23 protein-coding genes, 1 tRNA gene and 1 pseudogene are annotated in these 25,649 nt (G+C 54.6%); 8 read left to right on the top strand and 17 right to left on the bottom strand.

Annotation, left to right across the window (positions count from 1 at the left end; translation table 11 throughout):
* Positions 1-299: 299 nt before the first annotated feature.
* On the top strand, positions 300-1,865 hold the full coding sequence (locus tag OGV67_RS14945; RefSeq protein WP_115614398.1) for a methyl-accepting chemotaxis protein: 1,566 nt from the start codon (positions 300-302) through the stop codon (positions 1,863-1,865).
* Here the strand turns inward: OGV67_RS14945 and OGV67_RS14940 are convergent.
* Positions 1,862-2,422 (bottom strand): PadR family transcriptional regulator, encoded by a 561-nt coding sequence (locus OGV67_RS14940; RefSeq protein WP_115614399.1) that lies wholly within the window; start codon positions 2,420-2,422, stop codon positions 1,862-1,864. The two genes, OGV67_RS14945 and OGV67_RS14940, sit on opposite strands and share 4 nt — an antisense overlap.
* A gap of 239 nt (positions 2,423-2,661) precedes the next feature.
* Between OGV67_RS14940 and OGV67_RS14935 the strand changes: the two genes are divergently transcribed.
* Positions 2,662-3,438, top strand: coding sequence for a siderophore-interacting protein (locus OGV67_RS14935; protein WP_047463900.1), 777 nt, complete (start codon positions 2,662-2,664; stop codon positions 3,436-3,438).
* Between the two features lie 59 nt (positions 3,439-3,497).
* Here OGV67_RS14935 and OGV67_RS14930 read toward each other — a convergent pair whose 3' ends face one another.
* Positions 3,498-5,156, bottom strand: a complete 1,659-nt coding sequence (locus OGV67_RS14930; protein WP_115614400.1) for a glycerone kinase — start codon at positions 5,154-5,156, stop codon at positions 3,498-3,500.
* Positions 5,157-5,750: 594 nt separating this feature from the next.
* Between OGV67_RS14930 and OGV67_RS14925 the strand changes: the two genes are divergently transcribed.
* Positions 5,751-6,848: a glycerol dehydrogenase gene (locus OGV67_RS14925; protein WP_024130968.1), complete on the top strand. Its 1,098-nt coding sequence runs from the start codon at positions 5,751-5,753 to the stop codon at positions 6,846-6,848.
* Between the two features lie 105 nt (positions 6,849-6,953).
* Complete coding sequence (gene dhaR / locus OGV67_RS14920) at positions 6,954-8,879, top strand: dihydroxyacetone kinase operon transcriptional regulator DhaR (RefSeq protein WP_114848348.1); 1,926 nt, start codon at positions 6,954-6,956, stop codon at positions 8,877-8,879.
* A gap of 54 nt (positions 8,880-8,933) precedes the next feature.
* Here the strand turns inward: dhaR and OGV67_RS14915 are convergent.
* A pseudogene (locus OGV67_RS14915) lies at positions 8,934-9,031 on the bottom strand (hypothetical protein); the annotation flags it as partial.
* Positions 9,032-9,618: 587 nt separating this feature from the next.
* Between OGV67_RS14915 and OGV67_RS14910 the strand changes: the two are divergent.
* Positions 9,619-9,918 carry a DUF1889 family protein gene (locus OGV67_RS14910; protein ID WP_071257989.1) on the top strand — a complete coding sequence of 100 codons (300 nt, stop codon included), beginning with the start codon at positions 9,619-9,621 and terminating at the stop codon, positions 9,916-9,918.
* A 116-nt stretch (positions 9,919-10,034) separates the two neighbouring features.
* Here the strand turns inward: OGV67_RS14910 and OGV67_RS14905 are convergent.
* Positions 10,035-10,110: transfer RNA gene (locus tag OGV67_RS14905), tRNA-Ile, on the bottom strand.
* Positions 10,111-10,235: 125 nt separating this feature from the next.
* Here OGV67_RS14905 and mug point away from each other — a divergent pair.
* Positions 10,236-10,742, top strand: coding sequence for a G/U mismatch-specific DNA glycosylase (mug, locus tag OGV67_RS14900; RefSeq protein WP_115608821.1), 507 nt, complete (start codon positions 10,236-10,238; stop codon positions 10,740-10,742).
* A 52-nt stretch (positions 10,743-10,794) separates the two neighbouring features.
* Here mug and rpoD read toward each other — a convergent pair whose 3' ends face one another.
* The 3 genes from rpoD to rpsU form a co-directional block, all read right to left on the bottom strand.
* Positions 10,795-12,669, bottom strand: coding sequence for an RNA polymerase sigma factor RpoD (gene rpoD, locus OGV67_RS14895; protein ID WP_256372597.1), 1,875 nt, complete (start codon positions 12,667-12,669; stop codon positions 10,795-10,797).
* Between the two features lie 200 nt (positions 12,670-12,869).
* Positions 12,870-14,615 carry a DNA primase gene (dnaG, locus tag OGV67_RS14890; protein ID WP_012135203.1) on the bottom strand — a complete coding sequence of 582 codons (1,746 nt, stop codon included), beginning with the start codon at positions 14,613-14,615 and terminating at the stop codon, positions 12,870-12,872.
* A gap of 164 nt (positions 14,616-14,779) precedes the next feature.
* Positions 14,780-14,995 (bottom strand): 30S ribosomal protein S21, encoded by a 216-nt coding sequence (gene rpsU / locus OGV67_RS14885; RefSeq protein ID WP_001144069.1) that lies wholly within the window; start codon positions 14,993-14,995, stop codon positions 14,780-14,782.
* A 237-nt stretch (positions 14,996-15,232) separates the two neighbouring features.
* Between rpsU and tsaD the strand changes: the two genes are divergently transcribed.
* A complete protein-coding gene (gene tsaD / locus OGV67_RS14880; RefSeq protein WP_047461129.1) occupies positions 15,233-16,246 on the top strand; it encodes a tRNA (adenosine(37)-N6)-threonylcarbamoyltransferase complex transferase subunit TsaD in 1,014 nt (337 codons plus the stop codon).
* An 86-nt stretch (positions 16,247-16,332) separates the two neighbouring features.
* Here tsaD and ureG read toward each other — a convergent pair whose 3' ends face one another.
* The 10 genes from ureG to ttdA all read right to left on the bottom strand — a co-directional run bounded on the left by ureG (position 16,333) and on the right by ttdA (position 24,414).
* Positions 16,333-16,950 carry an urease accessory protein UreG gene (gene ureG, locus OGV67_RS14875; protein WP_115614401.1) on the bottom strand — a complete coding sequence of 206 codons (618 nt, stop codon included), beginning with the start codon at positions 16,948-16,950 and terminating at the stop codon, positions 16,333-16,335.
* Between the two features lie 9 nt (positions 16,951-16,959).
* Positions 16,960-17,634, bottom strand: coding sequence for an urease accessory protein UreF (locus tag OGV67_RS14870; RefSeq protein ID WP_047461132.1), 675 nt, complete (start codon positions 17,632-17,634; stop codon positions 16,960-16,962).
* The gene (gene ureE, locus OGV67_RS14865) at positions 17,634-18,092 is read right to left on the bottom strand and encodes an urease accessory protein UreE (protein WP_115614402.1); all 459 of its coding nucleotides are present in this window, start codon (positions 18,090-18,092) and stop codon (positions 17,634-17,636) included. Before ureE ends, OGV67_RS14870 begins: the two co-directional genes overlap by 1 nt.
* A 9-nt stretch (positions 18,093-18,101) precedes the next feature.
* Positions 18,102-19,805: an urease subunit alpha gene (gene ureC, locus OGV67_RS14860; RefSeq protein ID WP_115614403.1), complete on the bottom strand. Its 1,704-nt coding sequence runs from the start codon at positions 19,803-19,805 to the stop codon at positions 18,102-18,104.
* On the bottom strand, positions 19,798-20,118 hold the full coding sequence (locus OGV67_RS14855; RefSeq protein ID WP_012135195.1) for an urease subunit beta: 321 nt from the start codon (positions 20,116-20,118) through the stop codon (positions 19,798-19,800). The genes ureC and OGV67_RS14855 overlap by 8 nt, the downstream gene beginning before the upstream one ends.
* A 10-nt stretch (positions 20,119-20,128) precedes the next feature.
* Positions 20,129-20,431, bottom strand: a complete 303-nt coding sequence (locus tag OGV67_RS14850) for an urease subunit gamma (protein WP_042289336.1) — start codon at positions 20,429-20,431, stop codon at positions 20,129-20,131.
* 10 nt (positions 20,432-20,441) lie between these two features.
* Positions 20,442-21,299, bottom strand: a complete 858-nt coding sequence (locus OGV67_RS14845; protein ID WP_197982138.1) for an urease accessory protein UreD — start codon at positions 21,297-21,299, stop codon at positions 20,442-20,444.
* A gap of 89 nt (positions 21,300-21,388) precedes the next feature.
* Positions 21,389-22,852 carry an anion permease gene (locus tag OGV67_RS14840; RefSeq protein WP_104868171.1) on the bottom strand — a complete coding sequence of 488 codons (1,464 nt, stop codon included), beginning with the start codon at positions 22,850-22,852 and terminating at the stop codon, positions 21,389-21,391.
* Positions 22,853-22,900: 48 nt separating this feature from the next.
* Positions 22,901-23,506 carry a L(+)-tartrate dehydratase subunit beta gene (gene ttdB, locus OGV67_RS14835; RefSeq protein WP_104868172.1) on the bottom strand — a complete coding sequence of 202 codons (606 nt, stop codon included), beginning with the start codon at positions 23,504-23,506 and terminating at the stop codon, positions 22,901-22,903.
* A complete protein-coding gene (gene ttdA / locus OGV67_RS14830; RefSeq protein WP_012135190.1) occupies positions 23,503-24,414 on the bottom strand; it encodes a L(+)-tartrate dehydratase subunit alpha in 912 nt (303 codons plus the stop codon). The genes ttdB and ttdA overlap by 4 nt, the downstream gene beginning before the upstream one ends.
* Positions 24,415-24,624: 210 nt before the next feature.
* On the opposite strand from ttdA, the gene ttdR reads away from it, so the two are divergent.
* On the top strand, positions 24,625-25,560 hold the full coding sequence (ttdR, locus tag OGV67_RS14825; RefSeq protein WP_115614404.1) for an L-tartrate utilization transcriptional activator TtdR: 936 nt from the start codon (positions 24,625-24,627) through the stop codon (positions 25,558-25,560).
* Positions 25,561-25,649: the final 89 nt, after the last annotated feature.

Below are 25,649 nucleotides of genomic sequence, written 5' to 3'. Positions count from 1 at the left end.
ACGCTTATCGAAGCCGATAAGCGTTTTGTCATAATATTGGGCTAACAATGTTAAGCACATATTAAATATTTACCATTTCGAGCTATTTCCTTATTTAGACCCGCTGCGTTATTTTGTGTGATTCTTCATTTTTCTGAACCTGAAAAATGAATTGTATAACGATCGGTCTGCCGATATTCATCGTTGAAAACTATTTATCGTAATAACTTGAAATAAAAAACGATCAATATCATAAAGTTAGCGCAACCGTAACCGATAACGAACCCTGTATAGAGGAAAAACAATCTCCAGGGGGAAATATGCTTTTGCATAACATGAAGATCCGCTCGAAATTATTTATTGCGTTTGGTTTGTTTATTGTACTGATGATCGTGAGTTCTGGCCTTTCGTTGTTCAGCCTGGATCGAACGAATACCAGTATGCAGAACATCATTACTCACGATTATCCCACGACGGTGAAAGCCAACCTGCTGATCGATAATTTTCAGGATTTCGTTAGCACGCAGCAACTGATGCTGCTGGATGAAGAAGGACGCTGGAGCCAGGAGTCGCAAAAGTATCTGGATGCGATTAGCCAGCGCATTACGGTATTGCTCGATGAACTGTCCGCCAGCCGTCAGGACGAGGCCTCAAAGGCTATTATCGCCGGAATTCGCGATGTGCGTCAGCAGTATCTGGCCTCCCGGTTCCGTATTTTGCAGGAAATTCAGAACCATAATCGTCCGGCGGCGATACAGGAAATGATGACGACCACCGTCAACATACAGCAGGCGTATAAAGCCAAAGTACAGGAGCTGATCGCTATTGAAGATACGCTGATGCGCAACGCGGGCGCGTCGGTTGACCAGGATTTTCGCACCAACCGGGCACAGCTGATTCTCCTGGCGCTTATCAGCATTGCCGCCGGAGTGATAATGGGATGGTACATCGTACGTTCCATTACCCGACCGCTTAATGACGCCGTGCAGTTTGCCGGGGCGATTGCGGAGGGGGATTTGACCCGCACGATTCATATCGCGCAAAAGGATGAAACCGGCGTGCTGTTGCAGGCGTTGATGGAGATGAAAAACCGTCTGCTGGTGATCGTGCAGGAAGTTCAGAACGGCTCTGAAAATATCTCCAGCGCGGCGGCGCAAATTGTCGCGGGCAACCAGGATCTGGCGGCGCGTACTGAAGAACAGGCCAGTTCTGTTGAGCAAACGGCGGCCTCTATGGAGCAGATTACCGCCACCGTCAAAAATACGGCGGACCACACCAGCGAAGCGACCCATCTTTCTGCCGATGCGGCCAGCGTGGTGAAAAATAACGGTGAGATGATGCGTCAGGTCACGCAAAAAATGCGCGTGATAAATGAGACCTCTAACCGCATGTCCGACATTATCAACCTGATTGATTCTATTGCCTTCCAGACCAACATTCTGGCGCTTAACGCCGCCGTGGAAGCCGCTCGCGCCGGGGAACACGGGCGTGGCTTCGCGGTCGTGGCGGGGGAAGTTCGTCAACTGGCGCAAAAAAGCGCGTCGTCGGCCAGTGAGATCCGCCACCTGATCGAAGACTCTACCAGCCAGACGCAAGAGGGGATGCAACTGGTGGAAAAAGCCAGTGCGTTGATTAATGGTATGGTGGATAACGTTGAAGAGATGGATGTGATTCTGCGTGAAATCGGCCAGGCCAGTCGCGAACAAACCGATGGGATTTCGCAAATCAACAGCGCGATTGGGCTGATTGACGCCACCACGCAACAGAACTCGTGTCTGGTTGAGGAGTCCGTTGCGGCAGCGGCGTCGCTGAATGAGCAGGCCCAGCACTTAAAAGAGATCGTGAAAGTGTTCCGCATCCGTGCGGAGGACGTACCGCCTGCTTAATCCAGTTGGCTGATTTCCAGCGCCGCGCGATCGATAACGCCAATGATCTGCTTAAGCTGCGCGTCGCTGATCCCGCCCTGATTCACCCGCAGATCCAACACGGCTTTGAAGTTGTCCAGCGCCCGTTTCATCTGCGGGTTCTTACGCAGTTCAAAGCCGACGCAGCGCGCTTTCACGCGTTCGTGGATGTGCTCCAGGTGTTCACGGTTCTCTTCCAGCCACCGTTGCCCCTGCTCTGTAATGGTGATCTGCTTACGCCCGCCGTCCTCTTCTTTGATAGTGATAAATTCCTGATCCTGAAGAAAATCCAGCGTTGGGTAAATCACGCCTGGGCTTGGGGTGTAGTTGCCCAGCGTCAGGTTCTCGATGGCTTTAATCAATTCGTAACCGTGGCTGGCCTCGCGGGTCAAAATTTCCAGAATCACCAGGCGTAGTTCGCCGTGGCCAAAAAAGCGCTGGCGACGTCCGCCGCCAGCGCCCCGGCCATGACGGTGCTCGCAGCCATGTTCATGGCCGTGGTGATGCTCTCTCTCGCAACCTTCATGATGATGTCGCATGATGTACTCCTGTTTTATTTAGATATATCTAATTTATATCTAAAACTTGTAATCTTGCAAGTCTGTCGATTTTTATTTTGTTTAATTTATTGATTTTAAAGTGATTAAAATTATTTTGTATTGTGAGGTATATCGAAAGTTACTGTATCAAAAAAGTGCTTGCAATCTTCATAACTAACAATCATTATCATTTAAAATTTAATTTAGATATATCGTATTATCTGCATGAAGGCGAAAAAATGATAAATACATCCTCACGCTACCCACAGCGCGTTCGTAACGAACTGCGTTTTCGTGAACTTACCGTTCTGCGCGTCGAGCGTATTAGCGCCGGTTTTCAGCGCATTGTTCTTGGCGGTGAAGCGCTGGAAGGCTTTAGCTCGCGCGGCTTTGACGATCACACCAAAGTGTTTTTCCCTGAACCGGGCAGCCTGTTCGTTCCTCCGACGGTAACGGACGAAGGGATTGTCTGGGGAGAGGGCGTACGTCCTGCTTCCCGCGATTACACGCCCTTATATGATGAAGAGCGGCACGAGCTGGCGCTGGATTTCTTTATTCACGACGGCGGCGTGGCGAGCACATGGGCAGTAAACGCTCGCGAAGGCGACACGCTCACCATCGGTGGGCCGCGTGGATCGCTGGTGGTGCCGGAAGACTATGCATATCAGGTTTATGTCTGCGATGAGTCAGGGATGCCAGCGCTGCGCCGCCGCCTGGAAGCGCTCGATCGCTTGTCCGTTCGCCCGCATGTTACGGCGCTGGTCAGCGTACAGGATGCCGCATATCAGGATTATCTGGCGCATCTTGATGGCTTTGCCATTGAATGGGTGGTCGGACACGATGAGCAGGCGATTGATGAGCGACTGGCGCAATTAACGGTGCCGGAAGCGGATTATTTCATCTGGATCACGGGTGAAGGGAAAGTGGTTAAGCATCTGAGCCGTCGCTTTGAGACGGAACAGTTTGATCCGCAACGGGTGCGCGCCGCAGCATACTGGCATCGTAAGCCGGCTTAATCATTCCTTATAGGTGGAAACTTAACCGGGCCACTGCGGGCCCGGTTTTCTGCTGACTATCAGGCGTTGTGACTTTCCGCCAGCGCTTTAAACACCATTGCCACGGCGTGTGCGCCAGGGTCCATATTGCCAAGCAGGCTTTCGCTGCTGAGGTAGGATGCGCGTCCGGCGTTGGCTTTGCTGGACTGACAGGTACGTTCTGCGCCATTTTGCGCGGCGGAAAAGGCCGCGTGCAGATCCTGTGGCTGCGCAAGCAACGATGTCAGGGCCGGCTGTAAAGCGTCGATCATGGTACGATCGCCTTCATCCGCGCCACCGTAATACTTCATCTGCGCCAGACCGGTATTCAGCGCTTCCGCCACACTGGCGCCTTGCTCCAGTTTCTGCCCTGCGGCGGTAAAGAAAATGGACATCAGCACACCGCTGGAGCCGCCCATGACGACGGTCAGGCGTTCGCCAATGAGTGCGAACAGCGTGGCGAGATGGTCGAGCGGCAACTGCTGGCGGTGTAGCAGGCCCGCGATTTCACGCGCGCCTGCCGCAAAAGTTGAGCCGGTATCGCCGTCGCCGACTTTGGCATCCAGCGCGTTAAGATCCATTTCCAGATCGGACAGCGTGCGGGTGACCTGCTCAACAATCCCGGCAACTAACGCGTTCTCTGAAGGCTGAAACTCTACCCGCGCGCTTTGCAATGAGGATGGCATAATGGTTATCTCACGCGGCGGCACCGGCGTTTGCCAACTGCTGGTTTCCACCCCGGAGAGCAACGCTTTTTCGATACTTTCTTCCAGCACCATTGCCGTCAGTGAAAAACCTTTCATGTCCAGCGCAGTCACTAGCGAAGCCGGGCCGATAAGCCAGTCGATGCGTTTATGTAGCGTGCTGCGCGCCAGTTCACGCGTGATGATGGCCATTTCCGCGACGGAGACGCCGCCAAGGTTATTGACCATCACCGCCAGCCGACCGGTCTCAGGCAGAGCGGAGAGGAGTTTGTCGGCCATCAGGCTCACAATCTGCGCGCTGTTTTGGGTATCAATGACTGATGCGCCGGGTTCACCGTGGATCCCCATGCCCAGCTCAGACTGATTAGGATGATGGCGTGGTGCGTTCTCCGTCTCCTGCGGCAGATGGCAACTGGAAATCGCAACGCCAAGACTCACGGTATTGTTGGCGGCGTACTGCGCTTCACGCAAGACGGTCGCCAGGTTGTAGCCGCGTTCGGCAAAATAGCCGGCGACTTTATGAACCAGAATGGTGCCCGCGATACCACGCGGGTGCTTATTGTCTGGCAGCGAAATGTCATCCCCGACAATCAGCATTTCAACGTTGTAGCCCAGACGGCGCGCTTTCTCTGCCGCAAGGCCGAAGTTCAGACGATCGCCGGTATAGTTTTTTACGATTAACAGGCAGCCGGCGTCGCCAGTGACTGCCTGGATAGCGGTCAGCACTGCATCGACGCTGGGGGAGGCAAACAGATCGCCGCAGACGGCAGCGGTTAACATGCCTTTCCCGATGAAGCCAACGTGGGCAGGTTCGTGCCCGGAGCCGCCGCCGGAAATCACCGCGACGTTGTTACGGTTCAGATCGCGGCGAACCACGACACGAATCGCCGGATCGCTCTCCAGGCGCACCAGATTGTTCCACGGGCTGGAGATAATCGTTCCTTCAATGACGTCGTTGACGAGATGGGGTCGCTGGTTAAAAAAGAATTGAGTCATAACGGTTCCTGGAGAGTGGGAAAAACAGACCCCCGGCTGCACATTATGGTTGCGGAGGCGCTCATCATCGGGACGCTGCGGGGCAGGTCGGCGATGAGGAGATTCTGGCTGAGTTCATGAAGAAAAAAATTTGAAGAAAAGGAGTTTCATTACGAAACGAAATTATTCTTTTACGTTCCTTAATGAAACGTTTTTTGATGGAAAAAAGCCAAAATGCGAGCCGGAGCGCGCCTTTTTCCCGCTCATTCACGCAGAAAAGTTGGCCGGACAGAAAAATATTTTCCTGTCTTGTCGACAATCGACGGCGAAAACCACGCATGATTCCCCTTTTTTCAGATGCATTATGAGAAGGCTGAACGGATCGAGATCGCAATCCTGCCGTTTTTTAGGGTTTATTGTTCCACTATGAAACGTGATGAATTTTTCTGTGTTCCATTTCAGAACAAAAAGAGGAAAGATTTTTTTGGCGATGCCTCGTCCTACAGTGATTGCATCGCTCCGGTATCGCTCCGTTTTCGCCATTAACACAGGGCCAAACAGAATAACGCCAGGGCTCACCATGTAAATACATGCACTTATTTGAGGATGACAGGAATGCTAAAAGTTATTCAATCTCCAGCCAAATATCTCCAGGGACCTGATGCTTCTGTCTTATTCGGTCAATATGCCAAAGACCTGGCGGACAGCTTTTTCGTGATTGCAGATGACTTCGTCATGAAGCTGGCGGGAGAGAAGGTGCTGAATGGCCTGAATAGCCACGAAATCCGTTGCCACGCAGAACGTTTCAATGGCGAATGCAGCCATGTTGAAATCAACCGTCTGATGGCCATTTTGAAACAAAAAGGCTGCCGTGGCGTGGTGGGGATCGGCGGCGGGAAAACGCTTGATACGGCAAAAGCCATTGGTTACTACCAGAAACTGCCGGTCGTTATTATTCCGACTATTGCGTCCACCGATGCCCCGACCAGCGCATTGTCGGTTATCTATACCGAAGCGGGCGAGTTTGAAGAGTATCTGATCTACCCGAAAAACCCGGATATGGTGGTGATGGACACGGCAATCATCGCCAAAGCGCCGGTGCGTTTACTGGTGTCCGGGATGGGGGATGCGCTTTCCACCTGGTTTGAAGCGAAAGCCTGCTATGACGCCAGAGCGACCAGCATGGCGGGCGGGCAGTCTACGGCGGCGGCCTTGAGCCTGGCGCGCCTGTGTTATGATACATTGCTCGCAGAAGGTGAAAAAGCGCGTCTGGCGGCTCAGGCTGGCGTTGTGACTGATGCGCTGGAGCGTATCGTTGAAGCCAACACCTATCTCAGCGGCATTGGCTTTGAGAGCAGCGGTCTGGCCGGGGCGCATGCGATTCACAACGGTTTCACTATTCTGGAAGAGTGCCACCATTTGTATCACGGCGAAAAAGTCGCGTTTGGCACGCTGGCGCAACTGGTATTACAGAACAGCCCGATGGAAGAGATCGAAACCGTTCTGGGATTCTGCGAGAAAGTGGGGCTGCCGATTACCCTCGCGCAGATGGGCGTGAAAGACGGCATTGAAGGGAAAATTCAGGCGGTGGCGAAAGCGACCTGCGCGGAAGGCGAAACCATCCACAATATGCCGTTTGAGGTGACGCCGGACAGCGTTTATGCCGCGATTCTGACGGCGGATCTGTTAGGCCAGCAGTGGCTGGCGCGTTAATCCGCCTTTAGTTACGTTCTCTTCCCGAGATGAAAAGGCAGTTTCTCCTCCCCTCTGACCGTTCCGGCCGGAGGGGTTGTCTATGGTAAAACAGCGGAAAAGGATATGACGGCTCAGACGCAGGACATCGGGAAGGAAGTATCTTCCGTCATCGCTCAGTCATGGCATCGTTGCAGCAAGTTTATGCAGCGAGAAACCTGGCAGACGCCGCACCAGGCGCAAGGGCTGACCTTTGAATCGATTTGCCGACGCAAAACGGCGTTGCTGACGATAGGCCAGGCTGCGCTGGAAGATGCCTGGGAGTTCATGGATGGACGACCTTGCGCGCTGTTTATCCTGGATGAATCCGCCTGTATCTTAAACCGCTGCGGCGATCCCGGGACGCTGGAGAAACTGGCGGAACTGGGCTTTCTCGACGGCAGCTACTGTGCGGAAAGCATCATCGGCAGCTGTGCGTTGTCGCTGGCGACCATGCCGGGGCAGCCAACCAAAACGGCCGGAGAGCAGCATTTTAAACAGGCGCTGCACCCGTGGTCATTCTGCTCAACCCCGGTATTTGATAATCACGGCCGCCTGTTTGGCTCCATTTCGCTCTGCTGTCTGGTGGAGCACCAGTCAGTCTCTGATTTATCGCTGACGCTGGCGATCGCCCGTGAAGTGGGAAATTCACTGTTAACCGATAGCCTGTTGGCCGAGTCTAACCGTCATCTGAATCAGATGTACGGGCTGCTGGAAAGCATGGACGATGGCGTTATGGCGTGGAACGAGCAGGGCGTGTTGCAGTTTCTCAACGCACGGGCGGCCACGATGCTGCATCTGGATACGCAGGCCAGCCAGGGGAAAAACATCCATGATCTGGTCAATTTGCCTGCCTTGCTGCGTCGCGCCATTAAACACGTCCGCGGGTTGAGCCATGTCGAAGTGACTTTTGAAAGTCAGCATCAGTTTGTTGATGCCGTCATTACCCTGAAACCGATTGTTGAGGAGCAGGGCAACAGCTTTATTCTGCTGCTGCACCCGGTGGAGCAAATGCGCCAGTTGATGACCAGTCAACTGGGGAAAGTGAGCCATACCTTTGAGCAGATGTCGACGGACGATCCAGAAACGCGCCGGTTGATTCACTTTGGCCGCCAGGCGGCGAGGGGGAGCTTCCCGGTTCTGCTGTGTGGTGAAGAAGGGGTGGGCAAAGAGCTTCTCAGCCAGGCTATCCACAACGAAAGCGAACGCGCGAGCGGGCCTTATATCGCCGTAAACTGCCAGCTCTATGCCAATAGCGTGCTGGGGCAGGATTTTATGGGCAGTGCGCCGACCGATGATGAAAATGGTCGTCTGAGTCGCCTTGAACTGGCGAGCGGTGGCACGCTGTTTCTGGAAAAAATTGAATATCTGGCGCCGGAGTTGCAGTCCGCGCTGCTGCAAGTGATCAAGCAGGGCGTGTTAACCCGCCTTGACGCGCGACGTCTGATCCCGGTGGATGTGAAAGTGATCGCGACGACCACGGTTGATCTGGCGAATCTGGTTGAGCAGAACCGCTTTAGCCGTCAGCTTTACTATGCCCTGCATTCGTTTGAAATTATTATTCCTCCGCTGCGCGCGCGGCGTAACAGCATCCCTTCGCTGGTCTATAACCGGCTGAACGGCCTGAAAAAACGCTTTTCAACCAGCCTGAAGGTGGATGATGATGCGCTGGCGCAACTGGTGGCCTATTCCTGGCCGGGCAATGACTTCGAGCTGAACAGCGTCATCGAAAACATTGCTATCAGCAGCGATAACGGCCACATCCGCCTGAGTAATCTGCCGGAATATCTGTTTTCTGAACGCCCCGGCGTGGATACGACATCATCGCTGCTACCCGCCAGCCTGACGTTTACGGCTATCGAGAAAGAGGCGATTATCCATGCCGCCCGCGTCACCAGCGGACGGGTGCAGGAAATGTCTCATTTGCTGAACATTGGCCGCACTACGCTGTGGCGTAAGATGAAGCAGTACGACATCGACGCCAGCCAGTTCAAGCGCAAGCATCACGACTAGACCGGCTTTCGCCGGGGGCTCCCGGCGATATCCGCAAATTTTTCCGGGTTACAGCCCGCCCAATAGTTTGCAGCGTTCGCCCACAACCGAAATGGCATTGGGCCGAAAAAGTTCACATTTGGCACCAGATAATCAAACATACGATAGCTCATAATAAGACCTTCCCGGGTTCGGATGAGCATTCAGAGAAACAGCGCAACGCAGTTTCTGCCAATAACATATCCTGCTACGACGTACAGGGCTGAGGCCGCGATGAATTATCGCGCGGCGGTAAATGTTTTATTTCGTGTTCTTTATTTTGTCGCTCTCAGGTATTAAGTCAACAGGATAAAAATTGCTCAATTGATAACGTAATTATCTTCCGAACGTATTTTTTGATTAATGTCATTCGACATGATCACACTTTTCTCTACAGACCATTATTTGTGTTTCATACTGAAACTCATATTTTTAGAGGCGTATCAAACTGGAGCGTAATTAATTTTGTTTTTTCTCTCGGTGAACCCGGCACTGACCGCCCCTCACCAGGCGTCTAATCCCCCACACTTGCTGCGCTTGTTGTCTCCTGCCTTGCGGGCTATCTGGTTGATCTGTGGAGCGGAAGACGGATGGTGTTGTGACTCACCTCGAAACCTGGTTGAAAGAAAAGGATAAATTTAATGATTTCTTTGATATTAAGTTCAATCCAGGGGCATATTAGAGAGGTGTTTTTCAGATGGTTAATTTTAAGGATAAAAGTATGCCAGCAGTCATTGATAAAGCCTTAGATTTCATTAACGGTATGAATACATCCGCTTCAGTTCCACACCCAATGGATGAAAGTACAGCCAAGGGGATTTTTAAATATTTGAACGAGTTGGGGGTTCCGGCGAGAGCAGCAGATGTGGCAGCCCGAGGCGATCGGGAAGGGTGGAATGCCGGGTTTACGGAAAAATTGGTCGGGTGGGCTGAAAAAATTGCGTCAGGAGAGCGGGTGCTTATTAAAAACCCTGAATATTTTTCTTTATATATGCGAGAGCAGCTTCGGGCACTGGTATAAGCTGAGCGCGCGCAAAAAGATCTATCTGCCCCGATGCTCTCGCCTTCAATACGGGAGCATTTATTCCGGCCTCCCAGAAAAAAAGGACCTGCGATTTCTCGCAAGTCCTTGAAATTTGGTGGCCCCTGCTGGACTTGAACCAGCGACCAAGCGATTATGAGTCGCCTGCTCTAACCACTGAGCTAAGGGGCCGTGGCGGTGGATTATAAAGTAACTCCGTGTTGCAATCCAGCCATAACCGTACGGATGCTGTTTTTATAAACAACGTATTTTCAATCCGTTATACTTTCAGCCTGATGTATCGTTCAGGAGTTAATATGGTTAAGGACATACTGGCGCGGGAGCTGAGAGTGGTATTTTGCGGCATCAATCCCGGCCTCTCTTCTGCGGGGACAGGGTTCCCGTTCGCGCATCCTGCCAACCGTTTCTGGAAGGTAATCCACCTTGCCGGATTTACCGGGCGTCAACTGAAACCGGAAGAGGCGCAGCATCTGCTGGATTTCCGCTGTGGCGTTACCAAATTTGTCGACAGACCTACCGTACAGGCGAACGAAGTTAAGCTTCAGGAGATGCGTAGCGGCGGCCATAAGCTCATTGAGAAGATTGAGCACTATCAACCTGCGGCGTTGGCGATTCTGGGCAAGCAGGCGTTTGAGCAGGGATTTAGCCAGCGCGGCGCGCAGTGGGGAAAACAGACGATGACCATTGGCGATACGCAGGTCTGGGTGTTGCCGAATCCCAGCGGCTTAAATCGCATCAGGACGGAAAAGCTGGTGGAGGCGTATCGGGAACTTGATGAATCGCTGGTGGTTGATGGACTGTAAGCGGTAAAAAAAAACGCCACCTTGCGGTGGCGTTGATGCTTATGCGGCGAGACTAATCGTCCAGGAAGCTACGCAGCACTTCAGAACGGCTCGGGTGACGCAGTTTACGCAGCGCCTTCGCTTCGATCTGACGGATACGTTCGCGGGTAACGTCAAACTGTTTACCCACTTCTTCCAGCGTATGGTCGGTGTTCATATCGATACCGAAACGCATACGCAGCACTTTTGCTTCACGCGCCGTCAGGCCAGCCAGCACGTCATGCGTTGCAGCACGCAGGCTCTCGGTGGTGGCAGAGTCCAGCGGCAGCTCGAGGGTGGTATCCTCGATGAAATCTCCCAGATGCGAATCTTCATCGTCGCCGATCGGCGTTTCCATGGAGATAGGCTCTTTGGCGATCTTCAGCACTTTACGGATCTTGTCTTCCGGCATCAGCATGCGCTCGGCCAGCTCTTCTGGCGTCGGCTCGCGACCCATTTCTTGCAGCATCTGGCGGGAGATACGGTTGAGTTTGTTGATGGTCTCAATCATATGCACCGGAATACGGATGGTGCGCGCCTGATCCGCGATAGAGCGGGTGATCGCCTGACGAATCCACCAGGTGGCATAAGTGGAGAATTTGTAACCACGACGGTATTCGAACTTGTCTACCGCTTTCATCAGACCGATGTTGCCTTCCTGAATCAGATCCAGGAATTGCAGACCACGGTTGGTGTATTTTTTGGCGATAGAGATAACCAGACGCAAGTTCGCTTCAACCATCTCTTTCTTCGCACGGCGGGCTTTCGCTTCGCCGATGGACATGCGACGGTTGATGTCTTTTACCTGCTCGATGGTCAGGCCGGTTTCTTCTTCAATCTGTTGCAGTTTTTGCAGGCTGCGCTGAACGTCTTCAGTGACATCGTGCAGCTTTTCGGACCACGGCTTGTTCATTGCAATGGCGGCATTGAACCAGGTTTCGCTGGTTTCGTTGCCGGTGAACAGGGTGATGAAGTTTTTCTTCGGCATTTTGCACTGCTCAACGCAGAGCTTCATGATCAGGCGTTCTTGCGTGCGAACGCGATCCATCATGACGCGCATGCTGTTCACCAGGTAGTCGAACTGCTTCGGCACCAGGCGGAACTGCTTAAACACTTCAGACAGCTTCAGAATTTCGGTCTGCGCATCGGCGTGGCTGCGACCTTTCGCTTTGATGGTGTCACGGGTGACTTCGTACTGCGTACGCAGCTCTGCGAATTTTTCGCGCGCCAGTTCCGGGTCGATGCTGTTGTCGTCATCGCTGCTGTCGTCGTCTTCTTCTTCGTCTTCATCATCGTCGTCGTCCATCTCTTCCTGAGAGAGTTCAGAACCGACGTGCGTGGCGGTAGGCGCCATATCTTCTTCAGCGTTCGGGTCAACAAAGCCGGTGATCAGATCTGACAGGCGAGCTTCTTCGGCTTCAACGCGATCGTACTGTTCAAGCAGATAAGTAATCGCTTCCGGGTATTCGGCAACGGAGCATTGAACCTGGTTGATCCCGTCTTCAATACGTTTAGCGATGTCGATTTCGCCTTCACGGGTTAACAGTTCAACCGTACCCATCTCACGCATGTACATGCGTACCGGGTCAGTGGTACGACCGATTTCAGATTCAACACTGGATAAAACTTGAGCAGCAGCTTCTTCCGCGTCTTCGTCGGTGTTGTTGGTGTTTTCAGCAAGCAGCAGATCATCGGCATCCGGTGCTTCTTCCATCACCTGAATACCCATGTCGTTGATCATTTGGATGATGTCTTCGATTTGATCTGAATCGACGATATCTTCCGGCAGATGGTCATTGACCTCGGCATAGGTCAGATAGCCTTGCTCCTTACCACGGGTGACAAGAAGCTTCAGCTGTGACTGCGGGTTTTGCTCCATAAGACGGTATCCACACTTATTTCGTTTGATTGGTGTCGGCGGTGTATCTGCCAACCTTTAAAGCGAGGGCGTACTTATATTTTTGCCGCTGCCTCTCAGTGCGGCTGTCGGGGGCTTCCCGATCGCTATTCGGCACTTAAGCCGTTAAATACGTTATCCTTCAAGTTGTCTCTGCGTTAGCTGCGTTCTCTTGCTGCCTTAATACAACTTGAACGATTTTGTCTATCAATTCATTTTTTGGCCAGTTCCTGGTTCAGCGTCCAGAGTTCCCGGCGTTCTTCGTTGCTTAAACCGTGTGTGCGATCGCGAGCAATCAACTCTTCCTGGCGCAGCTTAAGCATCGAATCAAACATATGGTTGAGTGAGTCGGTGAAGGTTTTTTCAGCAATGTCCTTATCAGCTATATCGTCCCACATCGACAATTTTTCAAGGGTCGCAGCACTATTTGTGCCGCGATAATGTTCTAAAAGTTGGCCGGTGGTCAGACCTGGTTGAGACAAACAAGTGTTGACCAGTTCTTCAAATAAGCCAAGCCCGGGCAGCTTTTTTTGATCCAGACCGCCTAGCGGTGGTACTAACGGCGCCAAATCCGGGTTTTGTACCAGTAACCCTATAAGTATACGCATGGTCGTGCGTTTTAGCTGCGGAGCAGGGCGTACCGTGCCACTTTCTGCCTGTTTTGGCATTAAGCGGTCAAGCTGGCTATCGTCAAAGATGCCTAATTTCAGCCCCAGCATCTGTCGTAGCTGGATCCTGTGCGTATCTCCGGGAACCTGGTTAATCAGCGGCAGCGCCAGCGCGGCAAGCTGCGTACTTCCATCCGGCGTACTCAAATCAACCTGCGGCAAGAGGCTATTGAAGAGAAACAGAGAGAGCGGCAGAGCCTGCTCCATCCGTGCTTCGAATGCTTCTTTGCCCTCTTTACGCACCAGCGTATCCGGGTCTTCGCCATCAGGCAGGAACATAAAGCGCAACTGCCGTCCGTCGGTGATATAGGGCATTGCCGTTTCAAGCGCTCGCCATGCCGCATCGCGTCCGGCCCGATCGCCGTCATAACAGCAAATCACATTGTTAGTCGCCCGGAATAACATGTGGATATGGTCGGCTGTTGTCGATGTCCCCAACGATGCCACGGCGTAGTTAATGTCGTACTGCGCCAGCGCGACAACGTCCATATAGCCTTCAACAACAAGCAGTCGCTGCGGTTCAGCGTTATGTTGCTGAGCTTCATAAAGGCCATACAGCTGTCGACCTTTATGGAAAATATCGGTTTCCGGGGAGTTCAGGTATTTCGGCGTATCGTTACCGAGTACGCGACCACCAAAACCAATCACCCGTCCTCGTTTATCGCGAATCGGGAACATCACCCGATTACGGAAACGATCGTAGGTTCTGCCCTGGTCATTGTTGACCAGCATTCCGGCATCCAGTAACAGCGCTCTGTTGTCGCTATTATTACCGAAACGTTTTAATGCATTATCCCAGCCTGGCGGAGCGAAACCAATCGCGAAGCGTTGAACGATTTCAGCGCTAAGGCCGCGTTTTTGCAAATATTGGCGCGCAGGCTCTGCTGTGGGGTGGGCGAGCGACTGTTGATAAAACGCATTCAGCCCGTCCATTAACTGATAGAGGTTTTGCCGTTGATGGCGCTCTATCTGGCTAAGACCTGTCCCTGCTTCGTAGGGAATTTCCAGGTTGTGCATTGCAGCCAGTTCTTCGACGGTTTCCACGAAATCGAGCTTGTCGTAGTTCATGAGGAAATCGATCGCGTTGCCGTGCGCGCCGCAGCCAAAGCAGTGGTAAAACTGTTTTTCACCGTTCACGGTGAAAGAGGGGGTTTTTTCGTTATGGAACGGACAGCACGCGTGAAAATTCTTGCCCTGCTTTTTCAGCTTCACCCGCGCATCGATCAGATCGATGATGTCGGTGCGTGCCAGCAGGTCATTGATAAATACGCGTGGGATTCGTCCAGCCATATGCCCCTTTTATACACTTCATCCTTCAGGCGCCGCTTTGCCGCATCCTGAATGATTTTGTATATATGCCAATGCATAAACGAAAATAAGCCGCGCATTCCTTTCGGAAGCACGGCCTTACAACTACAACTCGGTCTGAATCGAGAGCTTACGCCCTCAACGCATTAGTACAGACGAGTGCGGCGTGCGTTTTCGCGAGCCAGTTTCTTCGCGTGACGTTTCACTGCTGAAGCTTTAGCGCGCTTACGTTCGGTAGTCGGTTTTTCATAGAACTCACGACGACGAACTTCCGCCAGAACACCTGCTTTTTCACAGGAACGCTTGAAGCGACGCAGAGCTACGTCGAACGGCTCGTTTTCACGTACTTTAATTACCGGCATGTGCCTCTCACCTTTGATTAAATCGGTTTGCCGCTGGCATCAGCGCCAGCTTATTTCAAAATGGTGCGGAATTTTACTGCAATTGCTGCTGCTTTGTAAAGCACCGACGCCTTTTTTGAAAGGGACTTTTATAAGGGTGAGGAGTATACACGAGGCTGTCGCCAGGGGCGAACAAAGTTTTACATCAACCCGCATTGGCCCTACACTGCGCGGTATCAGAGTGAGGTAAAACAAGTCATGCGTGTACTGGGTATTGAGACATCCTGCGATGAAACCGGCATCGCTATTTACGACGACGAAAAAGGTCTGTTAGCCAACCAATTGTATAGTCAGGTGAAATTGCACGCTGACTACGGCGGCGTAGTGCCTGAACTGGCCTCGCGCGACCACGTACGCAAGACCGTGCCGCTGATCCAGGCGGCGTTGAAAGAGTCGGGTCTGACGGCGAAAGAGATTGATGCCGTGGCCTATACCGCAGGGCCGGGTCTGGTGGGGGCGCTGCTGGTCGGCGCGACCGTTGGCCGTTCGCTGGCGTTTGCCTGGAATGTTCCGGCGATTCCGGTACACCATATGGAAGGGCACCTGCTGGCGCCGATGCTGGAAGACAATCCGCCGGAATTTCCGTTCGTGGCGCTGCTGGTCTCCGGCGGTCATACCCAACTTATCAGCGTGACCGGGATTGGTCAGTATGCGCTGTTAGGCGAATCCATTGACGATGCGGCCGGTGAAGCGTTTGATAAAACCGCCAAACTGCTGGGACTGGATTACCCTGGCGGCCCGATGCTGTCGAAAATGGCGGCGCAGGGCACCGCAGGGCGTTTTGTCTTTCCGCGTCCGATGACCGACCGTCCTGGGCTGGATTTCAGCTTCTCCGGGCTGAAAACGTTCGCCGCAAACACGATCCGCAGCAACGGTGATGATGAACAGACCCGCGCCGATATTGCCCGTGCGTTTGAAGATGCGGTGGTGGATACGCTGATGATCAAGTGTAAGCGAGCGCTGGATCAGACCGGCTTTAAGCGTCTGGTGATGGCGGGCGGGGTGAGCGCCAACCGCACGCTGCGTGCGAAGCTGGCGGAAATGATGCAAAAACGGCGTGGCGAAGTGTTCTACGCGCGGCCAGAGTTTTGCACCGATAACGGCGCGATGATCGCCTACGCCGGTATGGTGCGCTTCAAAGCGGGCGCAACGGCGGATTTAGGCGTGAGCGTGCGTCCTCGCTGGCCGCTGGCGGAGCTGCCTGCGGCGTGATTTTTTGCCCGGTGGCGGCTTCGCTTACCGGGCTTACAATACCGTAGGCTGGCTCAGTCGAAGCCGCCGCCCGGCGATAAAAAACGCTACACCCGCAACATCCCTTTATCTTCCAGAAACGCAATAATCGTCGCCAGGCCGTCACCGATTTTCAGGTTGGTAAACGCCCACGGCCGATCTCCGCGCATACGCATTGTATCGCGCGCCATCACCTCCAGCGACGCGCCCACATACGGCGCCAGATCCGTTTTGTTGATCACCAGAAAATCGGATTTGGTAATCCCCGGCCCGCCTTTACGCGGGATCTTCTCGCCTTCGGCCACGTCGATCACATAGATCGTCAGATCGGCCAGCTCCGGGCTGAAGGTGGCGCTCAGGTTATCGCCGCCGCTCTCGACAAAGATCAGATCCAGGTTGCCGAATGTCTCGCTTAATGCTTCCACCGCCGCCAGGTTCATTGAGGCGTCTTCGCGAATGGCGGTATGCGGACAACCGCCGGTTTCCACGCCGACAATCCTTTCCGGCGCCAGCGCGCCCGCTTCGGTAAGAATGCGCTGATCCTCTTTGGTATAAATATCGTTAGTCACCACCGCCAGTTGATACGTATCGCGCATCGCTTTGCATAACGCTTCCAGCAGGGCGGTTTTACCGGAACCCACCGGACCGCCCACGCCGACGCGCAGGGGATGTTTATAGTCGTTCATCGTGTCTCCTCAGGAGCGAAATAATCGGCAATATTGTGTTTCGTGACGGGCAGAAGCGATGGCGGCCAGCGGCGTGGATGAGCCCAGATCCGCATCCGGGCGAGCCAGCGCCTGCGCCATACCCTGCGCGTAATGGTCGCAAAGCGAAAGAATGAGCTGCTGCGCCGCCTGTTGTCCGAAGGGCACCAGCTTCACCCCCGCCATCACCGCGCTTTCTAACCAGCTGTAGCCGAGGCTTAACGCCAGATCCGTCAGCGGGATGCGCCAGCGCACGCCCAGCCACGCCATACCGCAGAGCTGGCTGTCGGCAAAAAGCGGACGCCACGTCTGCGGGCAGTCCGGCACCCAGTCCACCACCAGGCGTGTAAACGCCGCCCCCCGGCTGCGCTCTTCTTCGCGCAGTTCCCGGGTTTCCCGGCAGGCCAGCAGATATGCGCTCCAGCGGCGAGCGGCGGTAACGTCATTCCGTTCACAGGCGTGGTACAACCGGGCGAAAATCGGCAGGTCGACGGTAAAAAAGTTCTGCTCCAGCTGTTGCGTTTGCCAGTGCGCAAAGTCTTCCGCGTTTTTCACCCAGCCGATCTCCACCGCCCACTCCAGCCCCTGAGACCAGGTAAACGATCCCACCGGTAAACTGCTGCTGGCGAGCTGCATCAGGCGCAGCCGTTGTCTGGCGTCAGTCATCAGTGGGCGTGGCCGTGGTGATGGCCGTGAGATTCGCTGGCATATGCTCCCGCCTCCGGTTCAAAGGGCAGATGCGCGAAAGTCACCTCTAAGCTGAGCTGGCGCAGCATGTCGTCGAGTACGTGATCGTGGTGATAGCGCAGCTCGTCAGGCAGAATTTGCAGCGGAACGTGGCGGTTGCCCAGGTGGTAGCAGGCTTTGGCGAGCAGGAACGGATCGGCGCAGCGCACGACCGAAACGGCTTCGTTTGCGGCGATGATCTCCACCACCTCTGCACCATCTTCCGTACTCAGGCGATCGCCGCCGCGTAACAGCAAACCGCGCGGCAGCAGTAAACCGGCTTCGCGTCCGTCGCCCAGCACTACCTTCGCCCGGCTTTTGACGCGGACATCAATGGGGAGCGTCAGCGTTGCCGTGACGGTGGCGGGCGTTTCAATACGTTGCGTCAGATACAGCATGTCGTCTCCTCAGAATAAAAAATAACGCTGGGCCATCGGCAACACGTCTGCCGGTTCGCTGGTGATCGGCTTACCGTCAATGCGCACCTCGTAAGTCTGGGCGTCAACGGTGATGTTGGGTTGCAGGCTGTTGTGGATCATGTCGGCTTTTTTTACCGTCCGGCAGCCTTTCACGACGGCGGTGGCGCTGCGTAAGTTGAGCTGCTGCGCAATGCCGTTTTCAACCGCAGCCTGAGAAAGAAAGGTCAGGCGACAGTGATGACGCGCCGCGCCAAGCGCGCCAAACATCGGCCGGTAATGCACCGGTTGCGGTGTGGGAATCGAGGCGTTGATATCACCCATCGGCGCGCAGACAATCATCCCGCCTTTGATGAGTGTTGTGGGTTTTACGCCAAAAAAGGCCGGAGACCAGAGCACCAGATCCGCCAGCTTTCCGGCCTCAACAGAACCGACCTCATGGGCGATGCCGTGGGTTAGCGCCGGGTTTATCGTGTACTTGGCGATGTAGCGTTTTACGCGCTGGTTGTCGTTATCGCCCGTCTCCTCCGCTAACGGGCCGCGTTGTACTTTCATCCGGTGCGCCACCTGCCAGGTTCGCAGAATGACTTCGCCCACCCGTCCCATCGCCTGGGAATCCGACGAGGTCAGGGAAAAGGCGCCGAGATCGTGCAGCACATCTTCGGCGGCGATGGTTTCCCGACGAATACGCGACTCGGCAAACGCCACATCTTCGGCGATATCCGGGTCGAGATGGTGGCAGACCATCAGCATATCGAGATGCTCGTCAATGGTGTTGACGGTATAAGGCAGCGTCGGGTTGGTGGAGGAGGGGAGAATATGGGGATGCGCGCAGGCGGTGATAATATCCGGGGCGTGACCGCCGCCCGCCCCTTCGGTATGAAAGGTATGGATCGTGCGATCGCCAATTGCCGCCAGCGTGTCCTCGACGAAACCGGACTCGTTTAACGTGTCGCTGTGCAGCGCGACCTGAATATCCATCTCTTCAGCTACGGTCAGCGCACAGTCGATCGCCGCGGGCGTCGCGCCCCAGTCCTCGTGGATCTTCAGGCCGATCGCGCCGGCGGCAATCTGCTCACGCAGCGCGTCCTGGTTCGAGCCATTCCCTTTGCCGAGAAAACCGATATTCACCGGCAGGCTGTCCGCCGCCTGCAACATACGGGCGATGTACCACGGGCCAGGCGTACAGGTAGTGGCATTGGTGCCCGCCGCCGGGCCGGTGCCGCCGCCAATCATGGTCGTCACGCCAGAGACCAGCGCCTCTTCCGCCTGCTGCGGGCAGATCCAGTGAATATGCGTGTCCACGCCGCCTGCGGTAACGATCTTTCCTTCACCGGCGATCGCCTCCGTGCCGACGCCAATCGGGATCGTCACGTTGGGCTGAATATCCGGGTTACCGGCTTTGCCGATGGCGAAGATCCTGCCATCTTTGATGCCGATGTCCGCTTTGACGATCCCCCAGTGATCGACGATCAGCGCGTTGGTGATCACCAGATCCACACACGCGCGAGCACGCATTTGCCCCTGGCCCATACCGTCGCGGATCACTTTACCGCCGCCGAATTTCACCTCTTCGCCGTAGGCCGTGAGATCGTTTTCGACTTCGATCCACAGTTCGGTATCCGCCAGACGCACCCGGTCACCGGTCGTCGGGCCAAACATGTCGGCATAAGCCTGCCGGGAAATCTCAGTCATTGTCTGCCTCCAGAGAGCCCATTACCTCGCCGCGAAAACCAAAAATACGCTGTGCCCCGGCGACGCGCACCAGTTCGACCTCGCGTTTTTGCCCCGGCTCAAAACGCACTGCCGTGCCTGCGGGGATGTTCAGGCGAAAACCGCGTGCGGCTTGCCTGTCAAAGCGTAATGCGGGGTTGACCTCGTAAAAGTGATAGTGCGATCCGACCTGAACCGGGCGATCGCCATGATTCTCAACCACGATCGTGCAGGTTTCTCTGCCTGTATTGATCGCGATGTTTCCCGTGGAGATCCTGTATTCGCCTGGAATCATGGTTCCTCCTTTATACGATCGGGTTATGAACGGTGACCAGTTTCGAGCCGTCTGGAAAGGTGGCTTCAACCTGAATATCCGGGATCATTTCCGGCACGCCCTCCATCACCTGATCGCGGGTCAACACATGGCGACCGTCTTCCATCAGTGACGCCACGCTTTTGCCGTCGCGGGCGCCTTCCATAATGAAAGCGCTGATCAGCGCCACCGATTCCGGGTAGTTCAGCTTCAGTCCACGCGCCAGACGACGCTCCGCCACCAGCGCGGCGGTAAAGAGCAACAGCTTGTCTTTTTCTCTGGGAGTCAGTTCCATAGTGATTCTCTTATGTCTGCCAGATACGGGGCAGGAGTGGCGGTTTTTGGGTCAGTTGTGGTCGTAAGGATTGCCAGACGGCGCGCATAACGCGCTGGATAAGCAGGTTGTCGTGCCCGAGAAAGCGCAGGGCCAGCAGTGAATCAATCAGCGTCGCGCCAGCGTAGTCGCCGAGGGGGGCAATTTGCTCGCGTATGCCGTCCAGCATCTTTTCCGTGGCGGGATAACAGAGCAGCGTACCGCTCCAGGGATGTCTGGCGACGGTGTGCAGGTTTCCTCCCTCAAGATGCAGCCTTTCTATTAATAGCGGCGTACCGTCCCGCCATACTTCCAGGCGGTTGCGCAGTGTGCCGTGGCTGAAGGTCTCCTGCATCACCGGTCGCCCCAGACAGAGCAGATCCCAGGCCAGCAGCCGGCTCTCTTGCGCCAGATGAAAGACCGACTGGATGTTAGCGTTCGCGCCGGGAAAAAGGATCGTATCCTGCGGCAGCCACTCCAGCGTGGCCTGCGGGGCGAGATAAAAATCCTGCCGCAGCTGCGCCTGAGGGCCGCGACTGCGGTAAAACTTCCCTGCGCCAGGCTGGGTGATTAACGCATGGCTGTCTGTTGCAAGCGTGGCGGAAATCGTGAGTTCATCGCCCCCGACAATGCCGCCCGGCGGATGAAGCAAATAGAGGTGGCAAACGTCGTCTTCCGGGTAAAACGGACGCTGTACCGTCAGCGGGCCGACGTGTCGCGCCGAAGTGAGCACTGTTTTATGCGCGGCGCGGGTAAACCGCAGATCCAGTTCGGCCTGCCAGCCCCGTGTGAGAGTCTTGTGCGCAACGGTGTCCAGAGCGTTTCCCTTATCAGCGTGAGGGGAGTGCATACAAAAAAGTATGCCTCAGCGCATCGGGAAAACGGTCATACGAGAAGCTTATGGAAAAAAGAGGCGACGTCATGCCGCCCCAACGAGGTTTACAGCAAAACGAGAGGCATCCAGATAAGGCCGGTTATTACCAGCAGAACCAGGAAGATCAGGCCAAAAATAGCGCCCAGCCGCCAGTAATCCACCGTCGGCAGATAACCGCTACCGTAATAGATGGGGCTTGGGCCGGTCGCATAGGGGGTGAGAATGCTGCCCAGACCAATGGCGGCGCCGACCATCAGGCAAAACACCGGTAAGGGGATGTCCGGCATCGCCAGCGCGGCGGCAATCATCATCGGCGCCAGCGCGGAGGTATAAGCGGTAGCGCTGGCAAAAAAGTAGCGTAACAGATAAAACACCACGATGAGCGCGACCATCACCATCATCGGCGAATAGCCGCTTAGCCCGTTTGCCAGCAGTTTGCCAAACCAGGTGATAAAGCCGGTATTGTTCAGTCCGGTGGCGAGCGTAATCAGCGAAGCCAGCCAGAAGAAAACGTTCCATGCCGCTTTATTGCTGACGATGTCATCCCAGGAGATGATGCGTAATACCAGCATCAATGCCACCACGCTGTAACCGACCATTGCGGCATCAATGTAATCGCCGCCGAAGATCCACAGCACCAGCGCGCCGACCATCAGCACCAGCATCTTTTTCTCGCGCGAGCAGAGCGGGCCCATCTCCTTTAGCTCAGCTTCCGCCCAGCGCGGCACCTGGTCGCCCGACTTCAGCACCGGCGGATACAGCACGTAGGCCAGCCACGGAACCAGCAAGACCAGCAGAATGCTTAGCGGCAGCATTCCTGAGAACCAGTCGCCCCAGCTTAGCGCCGTATGGGATGCGCTTTTCATCAGGCCAATCAGCAACAGGTTAGGCGCCATCGCCGTCAGGAAAATGGCGCTGGTAACGCAGTCGGCGGTGATGCCCATCCACATAATATACGAGCCAATGGAGCGGGAACTGGCGTCGTTAGGCTGCGAGTTATAGAGCGGCGGCAGGTTGCGGATAATCGGGTAGATGATCCCGGCGCCGCGCGCGGAGTTAGACGGCGTGACCGGGGCGAGGATCAGCTCGGAAAACATCACCGCATAGCCAAGAAACAGCGTGCGATGGCCCATCTTTTTTACCAGCATCAGCGCAATTCGCCGACCGAGACCGGTTTTTTCATAGCCGGTGCCAAACATAAAGGCGGCGAAAATCAGCCAGATAACCGAGTTAGAAAAACCAGACACCGCCCACGAGAGGGCTTTGGCGGTAAATTTAAAACCTTCCTGCGCGAGCTGATCGGGGCTGAACAGCAGCCACGGCGACAGAACGGCAATGATCGAAATCCCGATCATCGCCACGACCGCGCCCGGCACAGGTTCCAGAATGAGTCCCACAATGACGCCGGTAAAGACCGCAAAATAGAGCCAGGTGTGGCTCTCAAGACCGGTGGGGACGGGCAAAACAGCAATAATGGCGATGACCACCAGTGGAGCCAGGTATCGCCACCAACCAGATAAAGGTGCCATTGTCGTATCCCTGAGAAAAGGGAGAGGCGCAGCGCCTCTCCTGAAGGGTTATTTGATGTAGTGCACGTACTCGCAGATCTCGTCAACGATGGGACCGCGACGCTCGGCGAACTGTTTTTTGTTGTCGGCGATCAGGTTGTTGCCGTGGGTATCGATAGAAACAATCAGCGGCCCGAACTCTTTCACCCGGCAAACCCACAGCGATTCCGGCATGCCGAGTTCCGTCCAGTGCACCTCTTCTATCTCTTCGACCTGGGTCGCCGCCAGCACCGCGCAGCCAGCCGGGAAGATGACGTGCAGCGCTTTGAATTTCTGGCAGCCTTCTTCGGTCAGCGGCCCCATCCCGCCTTTTCCGACCACCAGCTTCACGCCGGTCTGCTCAATGAACTCTTTTTCAAAGGCTTCCATACGCATGCTGGTGGTCGGGCCGACGGAGACCATCTCCCATTTATCACCGTTTTTACGCACAATCGGCCCGGCGTGGAAAATCGCTTTGCCGTTGAGATCGTAAGGAATGGGGCGCTTGAGTTCGATCAGACGGCGGTGACAAACGTCGCGACAGGTCACCAGCGTTCCGGTCAGGTAGATCACATCGCCAATGCGGATATCTTCCAGGTCTTCGGCTTTGATCGGGGTAGTGAGGATCTTTTTCATAACGCGCTCCGGGTGTGGGACAGGTTTTCGAAGGAGAGGTCAGAATGAACCAGCAGCGTACCGCGACGGTGCGCCCAGCAGCCGGTGGAGACAGCCACGCCAATGGTTGATGGATGGCGTGCGGCGGATTCGATGTGTACGCCCATCACCGAGCTGTTGCCGGTCAGCCCTTGTGGGCCGATTCCCAGGCGGTTTAGTCCTTCTTCCAGCCGCAGCTCAAGCTCTGCTGCCTTTGGATTCGGATGACGGGTGCCTATCGGGCGCAGAATCGCTTTGCGGGAAAGCACGGCGGCGGTTTCGACGGAGGTTGCGATGCCCACGCCGACCAGTACCGGCGGACAGGCATTGACCGCCAGCGTGGAGATGTTTTCAAAGACGAATTTCACCACGCCTTCGTAGCCTTCGGAAGGCATCAGCACTTTGGAACGCCCCGGCAGCGTGCAACCGCCGCCCGCCATATAAACTTCAATTTCCGCATCGTCGCCATCGGGAATAATCTCCCAGGTGACCCACGGCACGCCGCTGCCGGTGTTTTTGCCGGTATTCACTTCGTCGAAAATTTCGACCGCGTTATGGCGTAGCGGCGCTTTTACGGTGGCGTCTTCCACGGCCTGCTTAAGAATACTTTGCAGCTCGCCCAGCAGCGGGAAGCGGGAACCGACCTTCACGAAGAACATAATTTCACCCGTGTCCTGGCAGGCCGGGCGGTTCAGGTCGATTGCTTTCTGCATGTTATCGAACATCGTGTGGTAGATAATGTTTCCCATCGATGAGGTTTCGGCATCACGCAGCTGTTTTAATTTATCGACGACGTCGTCGGGCATTCGGGTGGAGATCATGGCGGTAAAATTAGCGACAATATCCGTCAACGTAGTAACCGCATTTTGGTTATTTTGATTGCTCATCATATCAACTCCAGTTCTTTTATTAATCTGGAAATAAATTCTCTGGAGTAAACTACCACTAAAGGTGTGGTTTTATATTTTTTGTCACTGTGTATATGCAATTAACAGTTCGTGAATCACACTACAGAAAGGTGATGAAAATTGAGCAAAGGCAGGGTTTAACGACGTTAAGAGATTTACACTGCGCGTATTAACATCACGGATAACCGACAGATGCTGAACAACTATCCCTTAGCCAAAGACCTACAGGTTTTGGTTGAAATTGTCCATACGGGAAGCTTTAGCGCGGCAGCGGCGGCGCTGGGGCAAACGCCCGCGTTCGTGACGAAACGGATTCAGATTCTTGAGACAACCCTTGCCACCACGCTGCTGAACCGCTCGGCAAGAGGTGTTGCGCTGACGGAAAGCGGGCAACGCTGCTATGAACATGCGCTGAAGCTCCTCACGCACTATCAGCGGCTGGTGGATGAGGTGACGCAAATTAAAACGCGCCCGGAGGGAATGATTCGCATTGGCTGTAGTTTTGGTTTTGGCCGCAGTTATATTGCACCTGCCATTACCGACCTGATGCGCAGTTATCCTGAATTACAGGTTCACTTTGAACTCTTCGATCGGCAAATTGATTTGGTACAGGATAATATTGATCTGGATATTCGGATTAACGATGAAATTCCTGATTATTATATTGCGCATTTGTTAACAAAGAATAAAAGAATATTATGCGCGTCTCCCGCATATCTCCAGAAATATCCTGAGCCAAAAACCTTACAAGAATTAAGCGGTCATGATTGTCTGGTGACAAAAGAACGCGATATGACCCACGGCATATGGGAACTGGGGAACGGGCAAGAGAAAAAATCAGTGAAAGTAACCGGACACCTCTCTTCCAATAGCGGTGAAATTGTTTTGCAGTGGGCGCTGGAGGGCAAAGGGATCATGCTGCGTTCAGAGTGGGATGTGCAGCCGTTTCTGGCGAGCGGTAAACTGGTGAGGGTATTGCCGGAGTATGCGCAGAGCGCCAATATCTGGGCGGTCTATCAGGAACCGCTGTATCGCAGCGTAAAGTTACGGGTATGTGTGGAGTTTCTGGCGGCATGGTGCCAGAAGCGACTCGGCAAGCCAGACGAGGGATATCAGGTGGCGTGGTGAACCAATCTGTAGGCCGGATAAGACGCTTTGCGTCGCCATCCGGCGATGCGTATGTGCCTGATGGCGGCTTCGCCTTACCTGGCCTACGG

The sequence above is a fragment of the Citrobacter sp. CK188 genome, assembly GCF_030333525.1.
GTDB lineage: Bacteria > Pseudomonadota > Gammaproteobacteria > Enterobacterales > Enterobacteriaceae > Citrobacter_B > Citrobacter_B koseri.
Note: the sequence above shows the minus strand (reverse complement) of the source record. Positions and strands in the feature narration are given on the sequence as shown.

Bases quoted from the DNA above. Each gene is read 5' to 3' on its own strand.
- OGV67_RS14945 (WP_115614398.1), top strand. From the start codon at position 300: ATGCTTTTGCATAACATGAAGATCCGCTCGAAATTATTTATTGCGTTT.
- OGV67_RS14940 (WP_115614399.1), bottom strand. From the start codon at position 2,422: ATGCGACATCATCATGAAGGTTGCGAGAGAGAGCATCACCACGGCCAT.
- OGV67_RS14935 (WP_047463900.1), top strand. From the start codon at position 2,662: ATGATAAATACATCCTCACGCTACCCACAGCGCGTTCGTAACGAACTG.
- OGV67_RS14930 (WP_115614400.1), bottom strand. From the start codon at position 5,156: ATGACTCAATTCTTTTTTAACCAGCGACCCCATCTCGTCAACGACGTC.
- OGV67_RS14925 (WP_024130968.1), top strand. From the start codon at position 5,751: ATGCTAAAAGTTATTCAATCTCCAGCCAAATATCTCCAGGGACCTGAT.
- dhaR (WP_114848348.1), top strand. From the start codon at position 6,954: ATGACGGCTCAGACGCAGGACATCGGGAAGGAAGTATCTTCCGTCATC.
- OGV67_RS14910 (WP_071257989.1), top strand. From the start codon at position 9,619: ATGCCAGCAGTCATTGATAAAGCCTTAGATTTCATTAACGGTATGAAT.
- mug (WP_115608821.1), top strand. From the start codon at position 10,236: ATGGTTAAGGACATACTGGCGCGGGAGCTGAGAGTGGTATTTTGCGGC.
- dnaG (WP_012135203.1), bottom strand. From the start codon at position 14,615: ATGGCTGGACGAATCCCACGCGTATTTATCAATGACCTGCTGGCACGC.
- rpsU (WP_001144069.1), bottom strand. From the start codon at position 14,995: ATGCCGGTAATTAAAGTACGTGAAAACGAGCCGTTCGACGTAGCTCTG.
- tsaD (WP_047461129.1), top strand. From the start codon at position 15,233: ATGCGTGTACTGGGTATTGAGACATCCTGCGATGAAACCGGCATCGCT.
- ureG (WP_115614401.1), bottom strand. From the start codon at position 16,950: ATGAACGACTATAAACATCCCCTGCGCGTCGGCGTGGGCGGTCCGGTG.
- OGV67_RS14870 (WP_047461132.1), bottom strand. From the start codon at position 17,634: ATGACTGACGCCAGACAACGGCTGCGCCTGATGCAGCTCGCCAGCAGC.
- ureE (WP_115614402.1), bottom strand. From the start codon at position 18,092: ATGCTGTATCTGACGCAACGTATTGAAACGCCCGCCACCGTCACGGCA.
- ureC (WP_115614403.1), bottom strand. From the start codon at position 19,805: ATGACTGAGATTTCCCGGCAGGCTTATGCCGACATGTTTGGCCCGACG.
- OGV67_RS14855 (WP_012135195.1), bottom strand. From the start codon at position 20,118: ATGATTCCAGGCGAATACAGGATCTCCACGGGAAACATCGCGATCAAT.
- OGV67_RS14850 (WP_042289336.1), bottom strand. From the start codon at position 20,431: ATGGAACTGACTCCCAGAGAAAAAGACAAGCTGTTGCTCTTTACCGCC.
- OGV67_RS14845 (WP_197982138.1), bottom strand. From the start codon at position 21,299: ATGCACTCCCCTCACGCTGATAAGGGAAACGCTCTGGACACCGTTGCG.
- OGV67_RS14840 (WP_104868171.1), bottom strand. From the start codon at position 22,852: ATGGCACCTTTATCTGGTTGGTGGCGATACCTGGCTCCACTGGTGGTC.
- ttdB (WP_104868172.1), bottom strand. From the start codon at position 23,506: ATGAAAAAGATCCTCACTACCCCGATCAAAGCCGAAGACCTGGAAGAT.
- ttdA (WP_012135190.1), bottom strand. From the start codon at position 24,414: ATGATGAGCAATCAAAATAACCAAAATGCGGTTACTACGTTGACGGAT.
- ttdR (WP_115614404.1), top strand. From the start codon at position 24,625: ATGCTGAACAACTATCCCTTAGCCAAAGACCTACAGGTTTTGGTTGAA.